Raw genomic sequence first — 17,441 nt, forward strand, 5'->3', positions numbered from 1 at the left:
GCAACAACTCGTTGCAAGGATGTTTACCCCAAACCTGATTTATTCAACAAAGCCGAAGACAAGATAGAGCACCGTCGAACTACAATCACAATTCCTGCAAAGAAAGGGTAATTTTTTGCAAAAATGCAGGCTACTGCTCAAAAAAATAATACATGTATATGTGTTTTTTGATTTTTAGTTATTGATTTAATTTTTTTTTATTTTTTTTAACATGAAAGTGATGTGAAATGATATAGATAATTATTATTTCAAATATCTAGTTGGTTGTGTGAATTTGATCATAGTTATCCTATGCGCATCTCACTAGAATGATTTTATTAACTATCTGGTTGAATGTGGGATTCCTAATTAAACGTTTATAAAAGGTTAAGCCAATTACGTGTGTTGACAGTTTGGTTGACATACAAAGTCAGAATAATTTTTTCAATAAACTTAAAGGCATAACATGATGCAGAACTTAATTAAAGATGGAGACAGATTAGATTTAAAGAGAGCGATGACCGACGGTCCCTGGAAGATCGCTTTCGAAGAGCATTTTATTACCCCTAGTTTTGATTCATTGCCTTCGGGTATGTCAGCACAGAGTGTGCCTAAGGTACATAAACAGCTGCTGGAAGTTGATGAGCGGCGAATCCAACTGATGGATCAGGCTGGAATAGCCTATGCCATTTTGTCGCTTAACTCACCTGGAATGCAGGGGGAATTAGCTCCAGATGTCAGCATTGACAAATCACAACGCGTTAATGATGAACTTAAGTCGATTGTTGAGCGATTTCCAAATCGTTTGGGGGGATTTGCTGCATTACCTACTCAGGATGCAGAGGCATCGGCAGCCGAACTAGAACGATGTGTGAAAAGTCTGGGTTTTCATGGCGCGCTCATTAATAGTTTTGCTAATGCAGGTCCGGAGAAAGCCATCTATCTTGATGATCCTCGCTATGACGCATTGTGGGAAAAGGCTCAAGCGCTCGGTGTTCCTATCTATCTGCACCCACGCAATCCTCTGCAGAGTCAGCAAATGATGTTTGAAGGTCATCCAGAGATGCTTGCCGCGACATGGGCATTTCTGGTTGAGTGTTCAACGCACGCCTTACGTATGATTACAAGCGGCGTTTTTGATCGTTTTCCTGGCCTCACGGTTTGTTTGGGGCATCTGGGCGAGGCTCTTCCAGCGACGCAATGGCGTATTAGTAAAACCTATTCGCAAAAAGTACCAAACAGTAAACTGGAAAAAACAATTTATGGTTATCTGAAATCTAACTTTGTTTTTACGACGTCTGGCTTTTTCGACACCAAAGCGATGATGAATGTAGCAGATATTGTTGGTGTGGATCGTGTTTGTTTTTCTTCCGACCATCCCTGGATGCAAATGACAGATGGTGGAGAGTGGTTTGATAATGCAGCTATTTCTGATGCTGAAAAATGGCAGATTGGACGAACTAATGCCATAAAGTTATTTAATCTGAGAGAATAACTTTTTAGCATTCTATTTAATTTCATTATCTTTATATGTATTGGTTATCATAAATCATCAAGAGGGGTTTATGATGTTGATATATGCTGAATTTAGTAAATGTCAGATCATGGTTTGTACAATAACATTTACATAATATAACTCATCATAAATAGACGCAGATGAATATAACAGAGTTAAGAGCTTTAACCTCTTAGCCCTGTCGTCGTTGTTCGTTGTAGTGCGTATGTACCTAAGATGAAAACAATATCAGGGTATAACTATGTCAACTCAAGCAATCGATTCAGTTGTGACCACTGGCGGAGCGTCAAAATCTGCAGAATTGGTGGCGCGCCTTGAACGCCTGCCGATTACACGACGGCTAATGGCAATTCGCGTCATTGTCGGACTTTCAACTTTCTTTGATGCCTATACCATTATAGCTATTGCATTTGCATTACCCCAGCTTACTCAGGAGTGGAATCTAAGTTCTGCTTTTGTGGGGATGATTATTGCCGCCAGTTATATTGGTCAACTATGTGGTGCGGTTTTCTTTAGTTCTCTGGCGGAGAAAATAGGACGCATCAGTGTCCTGAGGATAACGATCATTCTTTTTGTACTGATGGATGCAGCCTGTTTATTCGCCTGGAGTGGACTGTCATTATTAATTATCCGTTTCTTCCAGGGAATTGGCATCGGTGCAGAAGTACCGATTGCCAGTGCTTATATTAATGAATTTGTCGGTGCGAAAAAACGCGGAAGATTCTTCTTACTCTATGAAGTCGTTTTCCCTATAGGTATGATGTTTGCAGGTCTGATTGGATATTTTCTTGTGCCAATTTATGGTTGGAAAATCATGTTCCTCATTGGCCTAATTCCTTCTGCACTAGCCATGCCATTACGGTGGTTGATGCCGGAATCGCCGCGCTGGTTGGCTTCGAAAGGTCGGACTAAGGAAGCAGAAAAAGTCGTTGCCATACTTGAAGGGGAAGCCACTCGCCGTGGACTGGAATTGCCTGAGCCGGTTATTAAACCGCAGATCAAGCAACCTACCGCCACTAAAGGTGTAAAAGAGCTTTTTACGGGGATGTACAAAAAACGGACTTTCACTCTATGGGCGATGTGGCTGTCGGTGTATACCGTCAATAATGGTATGATTACCTGGTTTCCGACGTTGTACAAAACCTATTTTAAACTTCCGCTGGAAACCAGCCTGGCATATGGATGGATTACATCATCGTGCGGCGTTGTAGCCTCAATCATATGCGCATTGTTGATTGATCGGATTGGTCGTAAACGCTGGTACACTTGGGCATTCTTGCTGGCTATCCTACCCTTGATTACACTATCTGTTCTAGGTGCCGATGCCGCAGTTCAGGTACTTGTTTTCGGTAGCGTAACCTATGCAATGTTGCAAACGGTCGCTTTCTCTCTCTATCTATATTCAGCGGAATTGTATCCTACACGTCTTCGTGCCATGGGGATCGGTTTTTCCAGTGCGTGGCTCCGGGCAGGATCATCCATTGGCCCAATCCTGGTCGGTCTTATCGTAGCAGATTTCGGTATACGTTATGTATTTACCGTATTCGCAATTATTGCGTTGATTGGAGGGCTGGTCACATGGCTATTTGCTATTGAGACAAAAGGTAAATCTTTGGAGGAGTTGTCACCGTAGTTAAATATCATAACCACTTCAGGCTGAGAAAATTATCTATAGCCTGAAGTGAATAGTAAATTATCTAATAACCTTAATAATATAAATTATCAGCAATATTTATTTTATTGACTGATATTACTGTTGTTGATGAGCTATGGTTTATTTTTTTATGTGCTAATGACCTGGATTAATATAGGTTAATATAATTCCATTATGTATCCGGATGTTATTTGGAGTATTAAATGAATACAGATACAAAGAAAATGGTTCTTGTGTCAGTTCTTTGCGGGTTAGGCTACATGATGTATTCAGTTGACCGTATGACTGTCTCATCAGCAATAGGATTAATTGCCCATGAATTTAACCTTGATAAAGGTCAGTCTGGCATATTGATGAGTTCGTTCTTCTATGGGTTTATCGGTTTCTTATTCATTTCAGGTATTATAGCGGATAAATTAAGCGGAAAACCCATTCTTATCACTGGTCTGATAATGTTTTCTGGCGCAACAATATTAACTGGCGTTGCTGGTGGACTTACATCACTCATTTTTTATCGAGTGATAACTGGTATTGGTGAAGGTTTATTTTGGCCAGCAGCGTCGTTAGAGGTTGCCAATGTAACCAATGAGCGTCAGCGTACTACGATAATGTCTCTCTATTGGATGGGATATCCGATAGGTGGTTTTTTGGGAACGTGGCTTGGTGCTGTTTTAGGTCCAGTTTATGGATGGCGGGTTGTGTTTTATGTTGCTGGTGCGCTAGGTATTTTTATTGCTTTATTATATGCGCTATTAGTTAGATCTGATACTAAGCAAAAACAAACACCTAAAACTGAAAGAAATATAACAAAAACACCGATACCGTTAGCATCGCTGTTTGGAAACGTTTCGGTTATGTTGATGGCATTCTATTACTTCATGTTGCTTAGTGGCTGGTGGATCGTGCTACTTTGGGCACCTACATTCCTGATGAATGCAAAGCAACTGCCGATTAGCACTGCCGGTACTATCGCGAGCCTGTTAGGGCTTACTGGGGCATTGGGTGGATTTTTGTTAGGGCGCTATTGTGATAATGGCGACTTTTCCCGTAAACGTGCTGTGCTGTTAGGTATTACATTGCTTAGCGGTGGCCTGATGGCGTCAATGGTGCTACATCTGCCGGTATTTGTGGTGGTTGTACTTGTTTTATTGCTTGGCTTGCTTGGTTATCCCGTTACGCCACTTGTCATTTCTTTCACCGCCGAGCTTGTACCTATACAACTTCGAGGTGCAGCGATAGGTTTCGTGATGAATATCGGTATGATCGCAGGTGGAATCTCTCCCGTACTAGCGGGGTACTTTGCAGATCGGTATGATCTGTCCATAGTCTGGTTTACCGCCGCCTGTGTAATGGTTGCCAGCAGTATTTTAATCTTAGGATTAAAAAAATATGATATGTCACCATTAACGTCATCCGGCTTTGTTGAATAAATCGGACTTTTGCTGAGTTGGAGGATCAGATCACGCATTATCCTGACAAAACGGGCAGTGCCGTGGCTAAATAGAAGTTCTACCTCACCCACTGGTGTACCTATAACAAGGTTTTTATCAACCGAGGCTCCGTCACTTTTTGGCTGAACGACGAGGCTATTCAGGCATGGTATGAGTCAGCAACGCCTTCATCACGGGGACGATCTCTGCGTTATTCCGAGCTTGCCATCACTACTGTGCTGATGATTAAACGTGTTTTCCGTCTGACCCTGCGGGCGGCTCAGGGATTTATTGATTCCATTTTTGCTCTTATGGGGCCCGCTGACTGACGCTGGTGTAATCTGGGCAGCGCAGCGGCACATCCATCAGGTGGAAAACCGTATTGATGGAGCGCATGGTTGAGACTATACCATGCCGAATCAACGACAATCACTACGGTTAATTCGCGGTCGGCTGTCGTCACACTTCTCTACTAATCAGCGCGCTTATCAACATTGCTCACTGAGCTTTGGCAACATGCTCATCCTCAGTCGTCGATGGCCCAAATAGAGGGGCGATAAAGATTCAGGATAATGCAGAGAAAAACGCAGCAATCAATGGTTTTTATGATGTCACATTTGTCAGCCTCAGCAAGAAGGCGATGCACTGGCGGCAGAGTCATTCTGCATCACTCGTAATGCATTTTTGTAACGTTTTGCCTTGTTTTGGTGCGTTAACGCCACCGGAACCCCTGTGTTTACTGCATTTTCACCGTATTGGAAATCATGGCACGGCCTGTGCTTAGTCTTATATACCATCTTGTGTACAAGATGGGTGACTCAGGCAATTGACCTGATCGGTTTTTTCAGGCTGGGGTTAATCGGCTGTTGTTAGCTCACCGTTGAAGGGGGAACACATGAAAAATAACAATGACAATATCGATCGTAAACGCAGGCAGTTAATGAAGTGGTCAGCAATTAGCGCAGGTGCGCTGACGTTAAGTAGCCTGCTGCCGGGCACGGTTTTCGCTGCCGAAGGAGAAGAAATACGTATCGGCTACTGGCCCATTGTGGGTGGTCTGCCTTTATACGTGGGCGTTGAGCGGGGCTTTTTCAAAGAGGCAGGGCTGAATGTGCGAGCAGTGAAATTCGCCAGCCCGCAACAGATTGTCGAGGGGATGATCACGGGACGCATACACGGATGTGCGAACGGTACGGCCACTGGCGCATTAGGATTAGGCGCGATTACCTCACCCGGCCTGTTCAAGATCATTTGTTCAAACCCGTCGAATCATCAGATGGTATTGGATGAATTTCTGGTGCCGTTAAACAGCGACGTAAAAAGTATCGCGGAGCTGAAAGGGAAACGTATCGCCTGTGGGCCGGGTATTCAGAATGTGGTGATGACCAAAATCATTCTGGAAAAAAACGGCTTTACGGCGGATGAACTGCGCGTGACCGAATTGCCGGTTGGGCAGCATGCCGCAGCGCTGGCCGCCGGCCAGATTGACGGCGTTTATACGCTGGAACCGACGGGGACGGTAGGCCGATTGAAAGGGCTGTCGCGCACGCTGGAAACTGGGGTGATCTCACGCTATGTGCTCGGTAACCCCGATGCGCCGTGGTTTGGCGGTGCGGCGGCACTAAATAGCGGTTTTATCGAAAGCCGAGCGGCGGACGCAAAACGCTTTACGCAAGCCTATGCCAAATCGGTGCAGTTTATTCAGCAGAACCCAGAAGCGGCTCGTGAACATATCACCGGATACACCAGTATTGAAGCCGAGCTGAGTAAAGAGGTGCCGTTGCCGGGGTTTGTCATGTATGACGATCTAAAAGGCGACAATCTGGCGTGGTTCCAGACGTTTTACGATGTGTTCACGGAAAGAAAAATCTTCCGGCAGCCGGTGGATGTTAGCAGCCTGATTTATCAGCCTTAAGAGAGGATCTTTATTATGCGTCAGCACTGGACGTCTAAATTATTGCCCGCTGTCGGCCCGATTCTGTTGTTTCTCTTTTGGCAGTTGGCGGTCAGCGCAAAATGGCTGAACCCTATTTTATTGCCATCGCCAGTCGATACGTTGAGCTATATGTTCCAGTCCTTCGCGGATGCCAGCATGCGTACGGATATTGGTGCGACGTTATACCGTACGCTCGCTGCATTTGGCTTTGCTGCACTGATTGGCGTGCCGCTCGGCGTGATTTTGGGCAGTAATGAAAAGATTTACCGCAGCCTGGAGTTTCTGATCGACTTCTTCCGCTCTACGCCATCGTCAGCGCTGATCCCATTATTTTTGCTGATTTTCGGCATCACCGACGCGAATAAAATCGCTATTTCGGCGTTTGCGGCCGTGCTGGTGATTCTGTTCAACAGCGCCTATGGCGTGATGAATGCCAAGAAAACCCGTCTGATGGCGGCACAGGTCATGGGGATCTCCCGCTGGCATATTTTTAAAGACATTATGCTGCTGGAAAGTCTGGCACAAACCTTTGTCGGCCTGCGCACGGGGGTGTCGATGGCGTTGGTGATCGTGATCGTCGCGGAGATGTTTATTGGCTCGGAAACAGGGCTGGGGCACCGCATCATCGATGCGCAGCAGGTGTTCAACATTCGGGATATGTACGCCTCTATTCTGATTACGGGCGCACTGGGATATCTGCTTAACGTCCTGTTTCTGGTCGTAGAAAAACGAATTGTTCACTGGAGTGGCAAAGCATGATGACACAGAGCATAGCGCAAGTGGCAAAATCGGAGACGGCGCTGCCGCCTTATCCGGCACCGAACACCCACGTCACCATTCGCGGGTTAAACAAGTCGTTTGCGGGTCAGCCGCTGTATACCGATCTGAATCTGGATTTGCCGCGTGGCAAGATTGTGTCGATTTTCGGGCCGAACGGCTGTGGTAAATCGACGCTGATGAACATGATTGCCGGGCTGATTCCCGTCGATAGCGGCGATATCCTGTTTGATGGCAAGACGCTGGCGGAAACCCGAATTGGCTATGTCTTTCAAAACTATCGTGATGCGCTTTTTCCCTGGATGAGTGCCTGGAAGAATATTGCCTATCCGCTGGTGCGCAGCGGGATGAGCAAACATGACGTTCAGGCGCGGATGGATGAACTGATCGCGATGTTTGATATTCGCTTCGATCTCCAGCGTTATCCGTATGAACTCTCCGGCGGACAGCAGCAGACGGTCTGTATCATGCGGGCGCTGGCGACGGGGCCGGAGGTGATGTTTCTGGATGAACCGTTCTCCGCGCTGGATTTTGAAATGACGCTGTTCATCCGCGACAAGCTGCAAGAGGTTCAACTGGCGACCGGCGTGACGATGGTCATCGTGTCACACGATTTAGAAGATGCGGTGTTTCTGGCGGACGAAATCTTGCTGCTGACGCGTCGGCCGACGACGGTGTCGGAGATTGTGCCGTTTGATTTAGCGCGTCCACGCGGTGCGGAGGCGATGAGCGATCCTGAGTTTATTCGCGTCAAGGCGCACACGCTGGAGGTGTTCAAACGCGAAATGGCGGCATAAGCCGCCCCTCTGCCGTATCCATTTCAGGCTCACCAGGCCGTCTCTGGCTTGGTGAGCCTAATGTTACATTCACTCTTCACCCAGCGAACGTGATACGCGTTCTTTTCTTAATACGCTCTGTATGCCGACAAACAGCACGCCGGTTAACAATAAGGTGACGATGAGACCGTCGTAACCGTAGAACGTAATGGCTGCACCAGAGAACAGCGGCCCCCGCTGATACTGCCCGCAGACCACACTAGTCTCAGAAGTGAATTCATCACAATTAGCCGCTGACCGGCAAATTTCTGACCCGCCCGAACCAGAGATAGCATGTAAAGCCCGCCAGCCGCTGCGCCCAGTACGATACAGACGGGAACCAGAAGTGCAGGGGAGAATGAGAAAGTGATCAATACCAGCATTACACAGAACAGGATGCCGCAGCTGATGTGGGTTTTTATGATGCCGCATTTGTCTGCCAGCCAGCCAATCGGCGTCTGAAAGACGGCATCGCCCAGAAAAATGAGTGTAACCAGTAATATCGCGGATTTTTCGTCTAAGCCTTGTTCCATGCCGTAAAGCGGAAAGAGCGCAAGTATGCTGGCATCGAAGAAGGAGAAGCAGAGCACGCCAGAGGCGATTGCCGGAAGAAAAGGGATAAGATCCCGATAAGACGTCGAGGACTGTTCATCCGCTCGAACCATACTGGCGAAGTTCCTCAGCATGAACGCACACGCGGCGGATAGGCCACAAATCAGCCACAGGGCATAGGTTTGAATATTCTCGCCAGCGGCAATCAGCAGCGGCCCTATCAACTGACATCCGGTGAAAACGGAAGCATACAGCCCTGTCAGCGTCGCTTTGTGTTTGTCTGAAGCCCGGCTGGTAACCCAGGTTTCTCCCAGTACCACCAAAACCCCCGACGCCAGCCCGGTTAACAGGCGGGGTAAAATGAGCGAGACAGGGTGTGACAGCAGGAATGAGGCAACAGTTGAGGCCGCCAGAATAATCAGGCTGCCGGATAACAGATAGCTAGCGTGCAGGTGGCGGCTGAGCCACGGCGTAACGAAAGAGGATAGCATCATCCCCGCCGCCGGAAGAGCCGCCAGAATACCGAGCGTCGCCGTGCTGTGCCCGTGCTCTGCCAGCTTCAGGCTGATCAGCGGCAGTGTGTACCCTGTCACCAATCCCACGAGTGAGGCGGCGATAATCATGTTCAGTGGTGAAGTTGGATTCACGGGAATGTGCTGTCATTGCACTTCTAGTGCGGGTTTAACAAGCATTCTCGACCCCGGAAAGGCCGGTAGACACTTCCTGCATTAGCCAGGTATGAAATCGTACATACTTTTCATTTTGCTCAAAGGGGATGGGCGATAACAGATAATAAGCCGATCCATCCCGCGCAAATCCATACGGTGCATGCAGTTGCTCGTTCGCAATCTCGTCCTGCACCATCAGGAAAGAGGCCATTGCTATGCCTAATCCCGAGACGGCAGCCTGAATACACAGATAAAAGTGTTCATAGTCCGCCTTGGTGCTGCCTTTGAGTGACACATGCGTCTGCCGTTGCCAGGTTGCCCACGCTTTCGGTCGCGTTCCGGTATAGAGCAAACGCATTCCCTCCAAACTGTTTTTGCGCTCGGTTTTGTCACGGCTGACCGGCCCCATCCATTCGTCACACACCTTTACCGCATGCGTTTGCGGCTCCCAGTGAAAATCATCACGCCGCAGTGCGAGATCAACGCCGCTACGCACAAAATCAATCGGCCCGCCCGCAGCCACCAGATGAAGTTTGATATCGGGATGCGCCTGATTAAACGCCGGCAGCCGTGGAATCAGCCATTTCATGGCAATCGTAGGCTCACATGACAGCGTCAGCACGTCATCCTGTGCACTTTGCTGTAGGCGATAAACCGCGCCTTCAAGCTGTTCAAAAACGGACTGCGTGACCGTATGCAAAGAACGTCCTGCTGCGTTTAAAAAGATCGCGCGGTTGCGTCGTTCAAATAATTCAACCCCCAGCGCCTCTTCCAGCAATCTGATCTGCCTGCTGACGGCACCATGCGTGACATGCAGGGACTCGGCGGCTTTAACAAAGCTACCGGTTTGTGCGGCCGCTTCAAAGAAGCGAAAAGAAGCTAACGAAGGAATTTTCATATACACGATGAAATTTGACAGATTTATACCAAGATAAATCGCTTTTTTGCCCCATGCAAACGCTGAATAATCAAACTGCCCTCAGACGATAAGAGGCGTAATAGATTAAATAGTGAGGAGTTGCCGTGGGGTTGGCATCGTTGATAGCCGTATTACGTCAGTCGCCTTTTTATTCCTCCTTTCGCCAGTTTGTCACCTATCTGTGCAAAATCATCGTGAAAAAAGATGGCTTGCCGAACAAGGAAAACGTTAATGAATGAGTTAATTGCCGTCGCGACGATCACCATTTTGGCGGTGATCAGTCCGGGGCCTGATTTTGCTATGGTGACCCGCAATAGTTATGCCTTTGGTTCGCGCGCGGGTTTACTCAGCGCGTTTGGCATTGCCTGCGGCGTCCAGATCCATGTGATGTATACCGTTTTTGGCATCGCGGTATTGATTGTTAACTCCCCGATGCTATTTATGGCGATGAAGATTCTGGGGGCGTCATACCTGATTTATCTGGGGTACAAGTCGTTAACCAATAAGACAAAAATAACATTGGGAGAGGCATCAGGCCATGCGCCGTCATCGCTTGCCGCGTTTCGCATGGGCTTTCTCACCAATGCGCTTAACCCAAAAACCATGCTGTTTGTCGTCGCTACCTATACTCAGGTCGTGCAGCCCGGTAGCCCAATGAGCCATAATTTTGGTTATGGGTTATTCATGTCGGTGGCGCACTGGGTCTGGTTCAGCCTTGTTGCGCTGTTTTTTGCGGCACCGGCCATGCGTCGCCGACTGATCGATCGCCAACATTTGGTCGACAAAGGTATCGGTGTTGCCTTGATTGCATTAGGCGCTTCACTGGCGTTGACCAAGATTGCCTTCTGATGAGGTAGGATTCATCGGATCGGGCAAGAAAACCATCGGAATGCTATACCTGTCTGCTGAGGGATTTAGGAAAATAGTCGATTTCTTAACATGATCGATTCTCAACATAATCGGTTTCTCAACAGAAAAGGAAATAGCCATGCTTGTACATGCGTATGGGGCCCATGCGGGCGATAAACCTCTTGAACCGTTGCAGATCGTCCGTCGTGCGCCGGGAGCCCACGATGTCCAGATTGAGATTGCGTACTGTGGTATCTGCCACTCTGACCTGCATCAGGTGCGTGCTGAGTGGGCAGGAACACAGTTTCCCTGCGTGCCCGGCCATGAAATCGTCGGGCGGGTGTCTGCGGTAGGGGCACATGTCTCCGCCTTTAAGGCGGGCGATCTGGTCGGTATCGGCTGCATCGTGGACAGTTGTCGACACTGTGAAGAGTGCGATGACGGCTTAGAAAACTACTGTGATGGGATGGTCGGCACATATAACGGCCCGACGGCGGATGAGCCCGGCTGGACGCTCGGCGGTTACTCTCAACAGATTGTTGTGCATGAACGCTATGTGCTGCGTGTACGTCATTCCGAAGCGGAACTGGCTGCGGTCGCGCCGCTGCTGTGCGCGGGGATTACCACCTATTCACCGCTGCGCCACTGGAATGCCGGGCCGGGTAAGAAGGTCGGCGTTGTGGGTATCGGCGGGCTTGGCCACATGGGGATCAAACTGGCGCATGCCATGGGTGCCTATGTTGTGGCGTTCACCACGTCTGAATCCAAGCGTGAAGATGCCAAGGCGCTGGGGGCAAACGACGTCGTCGTTTCTCGTAACGCTGAGGAAATGGCGGCGCACGCGGGCAGCTTCGATTTAATCCTGAATACTGTGGCGGCACCGCACGATCTGGATGCGTTTCTGGTGCTGCTGAAGCGCGATGGTGCACTCACGCTGGTCGGTGCGCCTGCGTCACCGCACCCGTCTCCCAATGTGTTTAACCTGATCATGAAACGCCGAACGGTGGCCGGATCGATGATTGGTGGCATTCCTGAAACGCAGGAAATGCTGGATTTCTGTGCCGAGCACGGCATTGTTTCCGATATTGAGCTTATCCGCGCCGACGAAATCAATGAGGCCTACGAGCGGATGCTCAAAGGTGATGTGAAATACCGCTTCGTCATTGATAACGCCACGCTGAACGCCCGATTGGCCTGTATCCCACAGCACTGACTTCCTCCTTGTACTGTGGGACTGCCAGAGACTGATTTATCACACCTTTTCTGCATTATGAGAAAACCAGGATCGTGAGAAAAACTAAACTGCTGTAATTTCCTGTCACCAAAGATGCCGGGATGCGTTACTATTCGTCGGTACTCTTCATTGTTACCCCAACGCGTTGATTTTCCTTCTCTATCACAGCGAAAAGACAGTTTAAAATGGAAATTTATCTTGGTTTAGCTCTGGTTGGTCTGGTGGTGTTCTGGGCGATTTTTACCTACAACCGGTTGATATCTCTGCGACGTTTTAAAGATGAAGCCTGGAGCGGCATTGCGGTGCAACTGAAACGCCGTCACGATCTGGCCCCCAATCTTCTGACGTTGGTCAAGCGCTACGCGCAGCACGAAAAAGATCTGCTGGAAGCCATTTCCCGTCAGCGAACCAGTCAGACCGGCAGCAGGCGTCAAATTGCTCAAAATGAACGGGAATACTCAGGGACGCTGGGGCGATTTTTTGCGCTGGCGGAAGCCTACCCTGACCTGAAGGCCAATCAAAACTTCCTCGCCTTACAGCAATCGCTCTCTGAAATTGAGGAGCAACTTCAAATGTCGCGCCGTTATTTCAATGCCACGGTGCGGGATATGAATATTCAGGTGGAATCCTTCCCCAGTCTGTTAATCGCCAACCTGTTCCAGTTTAAAACTGAGACGTTCTTTGAACTGGAGAATCCCGCAGAGGGTGACGTTCCACGGATGGAGTAACGTGATGGCAAAGTGGTGGGATGCGCTGTGCCGTTGCAGTTGGCTGGTTTTACTCGTGTGGAGTGCTCTGGCTCAGGCAAACGCGATGGATCATTCGTTTATCCCTGGGGTTAGCGTTGTGCCGGGAACGACGGCTTATCATCAGGTGGCGGACGAACGCATTTTGCTGTTTGATTCGCAGGCTCGCTTCCAGACGGATGGCACCATGCTGGTGGATGAGGCTATTCAGGTTCAGTCGACCGGCGAGCAGATCAAACGAGGCATTTTCCGCTCGCTCCCGCTGGTCTGGCATCGGCAGGATGGCAGTACGTTTCGGCTGACTTACCAGATTACACAGGTGCTGCGAGATGGCGAACCGGAGAGCTACAGCATCGATCAAACGGGCGAACAGATTAAGGTACTGATTGGCCGCGCCGATCGCCAACTGCCACCCGGAGTCTATCGCTACCGTATTCAATATCAGGTGAGTAACCATTTCAGCCGCTTTCCCGACTGGGATGAGTTGTATTGGAACGTCACCGGTAACGGTTGGAGTTATCCCATCAATCAGGTGCGTTTCCGTCTGCACTTGCCGGATCACGCGGCGTTTCTCTCTGCCAGCGGTAAAGACTCCCGCTTGAAATCGATTGACGTCTATACCGGTCCAGTGGGCAGGAAGGGTGATAACGCCCGTATTCTGGCGGATGGTAGTATCGAGACGCTCGCGCCGCTGCATCCGGGGGAAGGTGTTACGGTCGCCTACACGTGGCCGCGGAGTATTTTGGCTTCCGCTCCCGCACCGCAGGAAGATTCGCTGTTGGGGCATTGGCTTTCACCCACGCTGAAAAGTGGAATACTGTGGTTTCCCCCTTTCCTGATCGTGGCTTACTACCTGTTTTGGTGGAGTAAACATATCACTCCCCTTGGCTTAACTAAACCTGCGGTCATGCCGTTGTATAACGTTCCCAATGGCATTTCTCCCGGCTATGTACGTTACCTCTGCCAACGAACCTACGATAACGTGGCTTTCTCCAGCGATGTATTGGATCTGGTTGCTAAGCGTGCGGTTGCGCTGACAAAAGTCATCCATAAGCCGAGAAAAAGCCGAAGCGGCATGACGCCCCAACGAGAGGAACAGTGGCTCACTCGCTTACCTGACGGCGCGTCTCAGAAGCTGGCGCCTGAAGATAGAGCACTTCTCAGCACCTTGTTTTCCGGCAAGACGAAGAAACTGGATATTACGGAAACCAGCATGCGTTCTGCGCCATTGCAAAAGGCGCGTAAGGCGCAAGAGGCGCATTATGAAAAAATGCATCCGATGCTGTTTTTATCGATTGCAGGTGCGGTGAGAGTGGGTCTCGCGCTAAGCCTGTTGGTTCCGGTGCTGTACGGCTTTCTCTTCAATCTCTGGACGGCGATCAGTACGGTTATTGGTCTGCCTTTCCTGCTGTTCAGTACGACGCTGTGTCTGCAATTACTGAAATACGTACGCTATTCCGCGCAGCTAAAGAATAGTGAGAAAAGTAAAGTCTCGCTTTTTCTGGTGGTGGCCGGGTTTCTCTTTACGCTGCCGTTTGGTCTCGGGCTCTTTCGCTTACTGACGTCATCTCAACTGCCAGATGACTATCAGGGCGCCTTATTGGTCAGCCTGTTACTGTGTCTGGTGTTTTTCTGCATCGTACCGCGTCACACCCAAAAGGGGCTGGATGGTTTGGCTGTCGCCAAAGGGATGACCCTGTATCTTCGCACCGCAGAAGAACGCCGTTATGAAACGTTGTACCCGCCTGATGAACGCGTGACCCACTTTGAACGCATGCTGCCTTATGCGCTGGCATTGGGCGTGGGGGAAACTTGGGCGAATACGTTTGCTCAGTATCTGAAGCATCACCAAATGGTCTCTGACGTGTTTTCCAGCACGCAGTGGGATGGTCTGTCCCAGTTCAACAAAGCGTGTAGTTCTTCATCGATGACCGTGTCGGGCACTCGTTCGGGTCGGGGAGGCGGCAGTTCCATCGGTTCGGGTTCTTCCGGCGGAGGGTCATCGGGAGGCGGATCCGGCGGTGGTGGCGGAGGCGGTTGGTAAACATCATCAATACCGCGCTTTGGGGCAACATTTCATCTGCGATAAATAATAAGGAAAAAAGAAAAATGACGGACAGGCATTCAAACGAAACCGGGGTATCACCACAACACGCTCTCTTTATGCGGGATAAATCGCTTACGGTAATCGACGAGTGGTTTGACACGCTGGAGAAAAGAATCGATGCCAATGACGTCATTGCGCGAACCACGTTGCAAATGGGTATCCATAACAATGTGATGCTGGATTATACGCCGAGCCGCACGCAAATATCCCCAGAGTCAAAATGTGATGCCGACGGGCTGTATCCCGGTAATCGCAAAGGTGAGTTGAGCGTTGTGCAAATACAGGAAGAGGTGATTCCAGCGCTGACTCAGGCGATCGCTCTTTGGGTGGAGAAACTGGCGGATACTGCGCTGATTGACTATCGGTTCCGTTTTCGAGCCATGTTCCCGGCAACCGAAGGCCGCTTACTGGTTACGCTGTTCACGTTCACTAATGAAGTGAAAAAACAGCGGTTACTCTCGTCCATTCACGCCTATACCGATCGGCACCTTGCGCATGGCAATGTGCCGACGGAGTCGCTGCAAACGTTCTTTCTGGCTCGTCACCTGCTTGATGTACAGCTTTTTCCTTCGCAGGATATTCACTGGATCATGACGCAGTTTGAATACATTCAGCAGCGAAACGCTGGGCAGGCAGAATTATCAGAGCATCGGCGCACGATTATCGTCGCATTAAAAAGGTGGGTAGAGCAGCAATTTCTGTTGCGGTATTGCGATAAGTCCCAGCCTAAACAGTCCTTTCAACCGACAATCTATACTCTTAAACCCGGAATCAGTTTGGATTGGCAGGATTCACAAACGTTTCACCCCATAGAACTTGTGCTCTATGCGGCAATCATGATTTTGCGCTATGAACCTTCTTATAGTAAGCCGCAGGCTCTGGAATATCTGGATATCGCGAAGCAGTTGGGCTATCCGCGTGCGGTAAGCATGATGGAAGAGGGAAGCGGCACGTTTGAGCACGCGCTGATTAACCTGAAGAATGAAGGGGTTGAATGCGTGGCGAATGATGTGTTTGCGACCATCACCGTTCGTATTCGCAAGGAAAGCGTCGAAGCGTATGCGCTGGCGCTGGGCTTCATTACGCGCTTACTGACGCTCGGCTTCCCAAAGAGCTACAAGATCGTCCTGAAATCGTCGGTGCGGCAGTACCTTCCTATTAAAGGGTTAGCAAAATCGGATACCCATCGTTTTTTTGCTAACGCGTTACAGTATGCATCGAATTATCCGCTTCTTGAGGATTATGCGCGTGCAGCGATTGAGCAATTTGAATGGTACGCCGATTCAGAAGGCGAAAAATGCTGTATGCCGGGAAGCTATGCGGTATTTGGTTTGGGTCTGACCGAGGCGGGGTATTTCCCACTCGTAAAAGCGTATATGGAAAGCGTGGATGATGAGCATCAATCGGTACAGGATGCCTTCATTCGGGCGTTTTTCGATAAGCATGGTGTGACAAGGCAAAACGTGGCCGTACTGGTTGCCTGCCTGAGTCATGCGACAGAAGGACTAAAACTGAATATAGTGCCTGCGCTAGAGGATGATGCGCTGTTCGAGCAACTGGTTGAAGAAGTGCGGGGGCGGGAGCCTGCCGTGATCGAACAAATTTTGTATCACATCTGGGGCAACACCAAAAAGATCGCGGCACTGGTGAAAAAATCGGAGGCGAAGCGCGGCGCATTGTTAACGTCGCTCATTCAGGCTTCGGCCTAATCTTAAATGTAATAACGACGGGTGCGCCCGCAGGGCTTCATCCCGTAAGGAACATGTTTATGACCGCTATTCTGCTGTTGGACTGGCGTGCCGATAACATCGGCTACGAGGGGAACTGATCTGTTTACAGGGTATTTCACACACCTACAGTACCGGTGTTTCCTCTCAATCGGTGCTGCACAATATTTCACTGTCTATTCTCGCCAGACACTGCTCGATCGGCTACAGGGACGCGATGCAAAAGTCCTTTCTGTCCAGGTCAAATGGTTTGGCCTGTTGGAAGACGGTGTTGAAAGCCTGCTACAGGGCGGTAATCTGGGTAACCAATGCTGGGAGGTCACTTGTCTGCTTTTTGCTATTGATTTGCAGGCAATGGTCATAACGAAGTGCTCGTTTTTCCTCGAGTAGGATGGGGTATCGGTGCGAAGATCCTTGTGCGTAATCGTACAGGATAATGGCGGCCTGTGGGCAGACTGTTTGGCTCAATGGGGGACGGAAAAGCTGATTGCTCTGATTAAAGAAAGCAACATTGAGGTTATTACGCCACGCA

General features: G+C 49.4%; 13 protein-coding genes and 1 pseudogene. 12 read left to right on the plus strand and 2 right to left on the minus strand.

Annotated elements, in window-relative coordinates; all coding sequences use genetic code 11:
• Positions 1-445: 445 nt before the first annotated feature.
• The 7 genes and pseudogenes from ACKQAD_RS01090 to ACKQAD_RS01120 all read left to right on the plus strand — a co-directional run bounded on the left by ACKQAD_RS01090 (position 446) and on the right by ACKQAD_RS01120 (position 8,089).
• A complete protein-coding gene (locus ACKQAD_RS01090; protein WP_409158447.1) occupies positions 446-1,474 on the plus strand; it encodes an amidohydrolase family protein in 1,029 nt (342 codons plus the stop codon).
• 262 nt (positions 1,475-1,736) lie between these two features.
• Positions 1,737-3,128, plus strand: coding sequence for an MFS transporter (locus tag ACKQAD_RS01095; protein ID WP_409158448.1), 1,392 nt, complete (start codon positions 1,737-1,739; stop codon positions 3,126-3,128).
• A gap of 224 nt (positions 3,129-3,352) precedes the next feature.
• Positions 3,353-4,579, plus strand: coding sequence for an MFS transporter (locus tag ACKQAD_RS01100; RefSeq protein ID WP_409158449.1), 1,227 nt, complete (start codon positions 3,353-3,355; stop codon positions 4,577-4,579).
• Between the two features lie 116 nt (positions 4,580-4,695).
• Positions 4,696-4,893 (plus strand): annotated as a pseudogene (locus tag ACKQAD_RS01105) (transposase); the annotation flags it as partial.
• Positions 4,894-5,474: 581 nt separating this feature from the next.
• The gene (locus tag ACKQAD_RS01110; RefSeq protein ID WP_409158450.1) at positions 5,475-6,494 is read left to right on the plus strand and encodes an ABC transporter substrate-binding protein; all 1,020 of its coding nucleotides are present in this window, start codon (positions 5,475-5,477) and stop codon (positions 6,492-6,494) included.
• A gap of 15 nt (positions 6,495-6,509) precedes the next feature.
• A complete protein-coding gene (locus ACKQAD_RS01115; protein ID WP_039361867.1) occupies positions 6,510-7,274 on the plus strand; it encodes an ABC transporter permease in 765 nt (254 codons plus the stop codon).
• The gene (locus ACKQAD_RS01120) at positions 7,271-8,089 is read left to right on the plus strand and encodes an ABC transporter ATP-binding protein (RefSeq protein ID WP_409158451.1); all 819 of its coding nucleotides are present in this window, start codon (positions 7,271-7,273) and stop codon (positions 8,087-8,089) included. The genes ACKQAD_RS01115 and ACKQAD_RS01120 overlap by 4 nt, the downstream gene beginning before the upstream one ends.
• Before the next feature lie 143 nt (positions 8,090-8,232).
• On the opposite strand, the gene ACKQAD_RS01125 is transcribed toward ACKQAD_RS01120, so the two are convergent.
• Together ACKQAD_RS01125 and ACKQAD_RS01130 are read right to left on the minus strand one after the other, a co-directional pair.
• Positions 8,233-9,306 carry an MFS transporter gene (locus ACKQAD_RS01125; RefSeq protein WP_409158452.1) on the minus strand — a complete coding sequence of 358 codons (1,074 nt, stop codon included), beginning with the start codon at positions 9,304-9,306 and terminating at the stop codon, positions 8,233-8,235.
• 34 nt (positions 9,307-9,340) lie between these two features.
• Positions 9,341-10,225, minus strand: coding sequence for a LysR substrate-binding domain-containing protein (locus ACKQAD_RS01130; RefSeq protein WP_409158453.1), 885 nt, complete (start codon positions 10,223-10,225; stop codon positions 9,341-9,343).
• A 252-nt stretch (positions 10,226-10,477) separates the two neighbouring features.
• Between ACKQAD_RS01130 and ACKQAD_RS01135 the strand changes: the two genes are divergently transcribed.
• From ACKQAD_RS01135 to ACKQAD_RS01155, 5 genes are all read left to right on the plus strand, one after another.
• Positions 10,478-11,095 (plus strand): LysE family translocator, encoded by a 618-nt coding sequence (locus ACKQAD_RS01135; RefSeq protein ID WP_409158454.1) that lies wholly within the window; start codon positions 10,478-10,480, stop codon positions 11,093-11,095.
• 139 nt (positions 11,096-11,234) lie between these two features.
• Positions 11,235-12,308: an NAD(P)-dependent alcohol dehydrogenase gene (locus ACKQAD_RS01140; RefSeq protein ID WP_409158455.1), complete on the plus strand. Its 1,074-nt coding sequence runs from the start codon at positions 11,235-11,237 to the stop codon at positions 12,306-12,308.
• A gap of 206 nt (positions 12,309-12,514) precedes the next feature.
• Positions 12,515-13,057, plus strand: a complete 543-nt coding sequence (locus ACKQAD_RS01145; protein ID WP_409158456.1) for a LemA family protein — start codon at positions 12,515-12,517, stop codon at positions 13,055-13,057.
• A gap of 4 nt (positions 13,058-13,061) precedes the next feature.
• Positions 13,062-15,119, plus strand: a complete 2,058-nt coding sequence (locus ACKQAD_RS01150) for a DUF2207 domain-containing protein (protein ID WP_409158457.1) — start codon at positions 13,062-13,064, stop codon at positions 15,117-15,119.
• 65 nt (positions 15,120-15,184) lie between these two features.
• Complete coding sequence (locus ACKQAD_RS01155; protein WP_409158458.1) at positions 15,185-16,891, plus strand: DUF6138 family protein; 1,707 nt, start codon at positions 15,185-15,187, stop codon at positions 16,889-16,891.
• Positions 16,892-17,441: the final 550 nt, after the last annotated feature.

Source organism: Pectobacterium artocarpous, from assembly GCF_046159765.1.
Lineage (GTDB): Bacteria > Pseudomonadota > Gammaproteobacteria > Enterobacterales > Enterobacteriaceae > Pectobacterium.

Coding starts and splice junctions, on each gene's coding strand:
- ACKQAD_RS01120 (WP_409158451.1), top strand. CDS start 7,271: ATGATGACACAGAGCATAGCGCAAGTGGCAAAATCGGAGACGGCGCTG.
- ACKQAD_RS01140 (WP_409158455.1), top strand. CDS start 11,235: ATGCTTGTACATGCGTATGGGGCCCATGCGGGCGATAAACCTCTTGAA.
- ACKQAD_RS01115 (WP_039361867.1), top strand. CDS start 6,510: ATGCGTCAGCACTGGACGTCTAAATTATTGCCCGCTGTCGGCCCGATT.
- ACKQAD_RS01090 (WP_409158447.1), top strand. CDS start 446: ATGATGCAGAACTTAATTAAAGATGGAGACAGATTAGATTTAAAGAGA.
- ACKQAD_RS01135 (WP_409158454.1), top strand. CDS start 10,478: ATGAATGAGTTAATTGCCGTCGCGACGATCACCATTTTGGCGGTGATC.
- ACKQAD_RS01155 (WP_409158458.1), top strand. CDS start 15,185: ATGACGGACAGGCATTCAAACGAAACCGGGGTATCACCACAACACGCT.
- ACKQAD_RS01110 (WP_409158450.1), top strand. CDS start 5,475: ATGAAAAATAACAATGACAATATCGATCGTAAACGCAGGCAGTTAATG.
- ACKQAD_RS01100 (WP_409158449.1), top strand. CDS start 3,353: ATGAATACAGATACAAAGAAAATGGTTCTTGTGTCAGTTCTTTGCGGG.
- ACKQAD_RS01150 (WP_409158457.1), top strand. CDS start 13,062: ATGGCAAAGTGGTGGGATGCGCTGTGCCGTTGCAGTTGGCTGGTTTTA.
- ACKQAD_RS01130 (WP_409158453.1), bottom strand. CDS start 10,225: ATGAAAATTCCTTCGTTAGCTTCTTTTCGCTTCTTTGAAGCGGCCGCA.
- ACKQAD_RS01095 (WP_409158448.1), top strand. CDS start 1,737: ATGTCAACTCAAGCAATCGATTCAGTTGTGACCACTGGCGGAGCGTCA.
- ACKQAD_RS01145 (WP_409158456.1), top strand. CDS start 12,515: ATGGAAATTTATCTTGGTTTAGCTCTGGTTGGTCTGGTGGTGTTCTGG.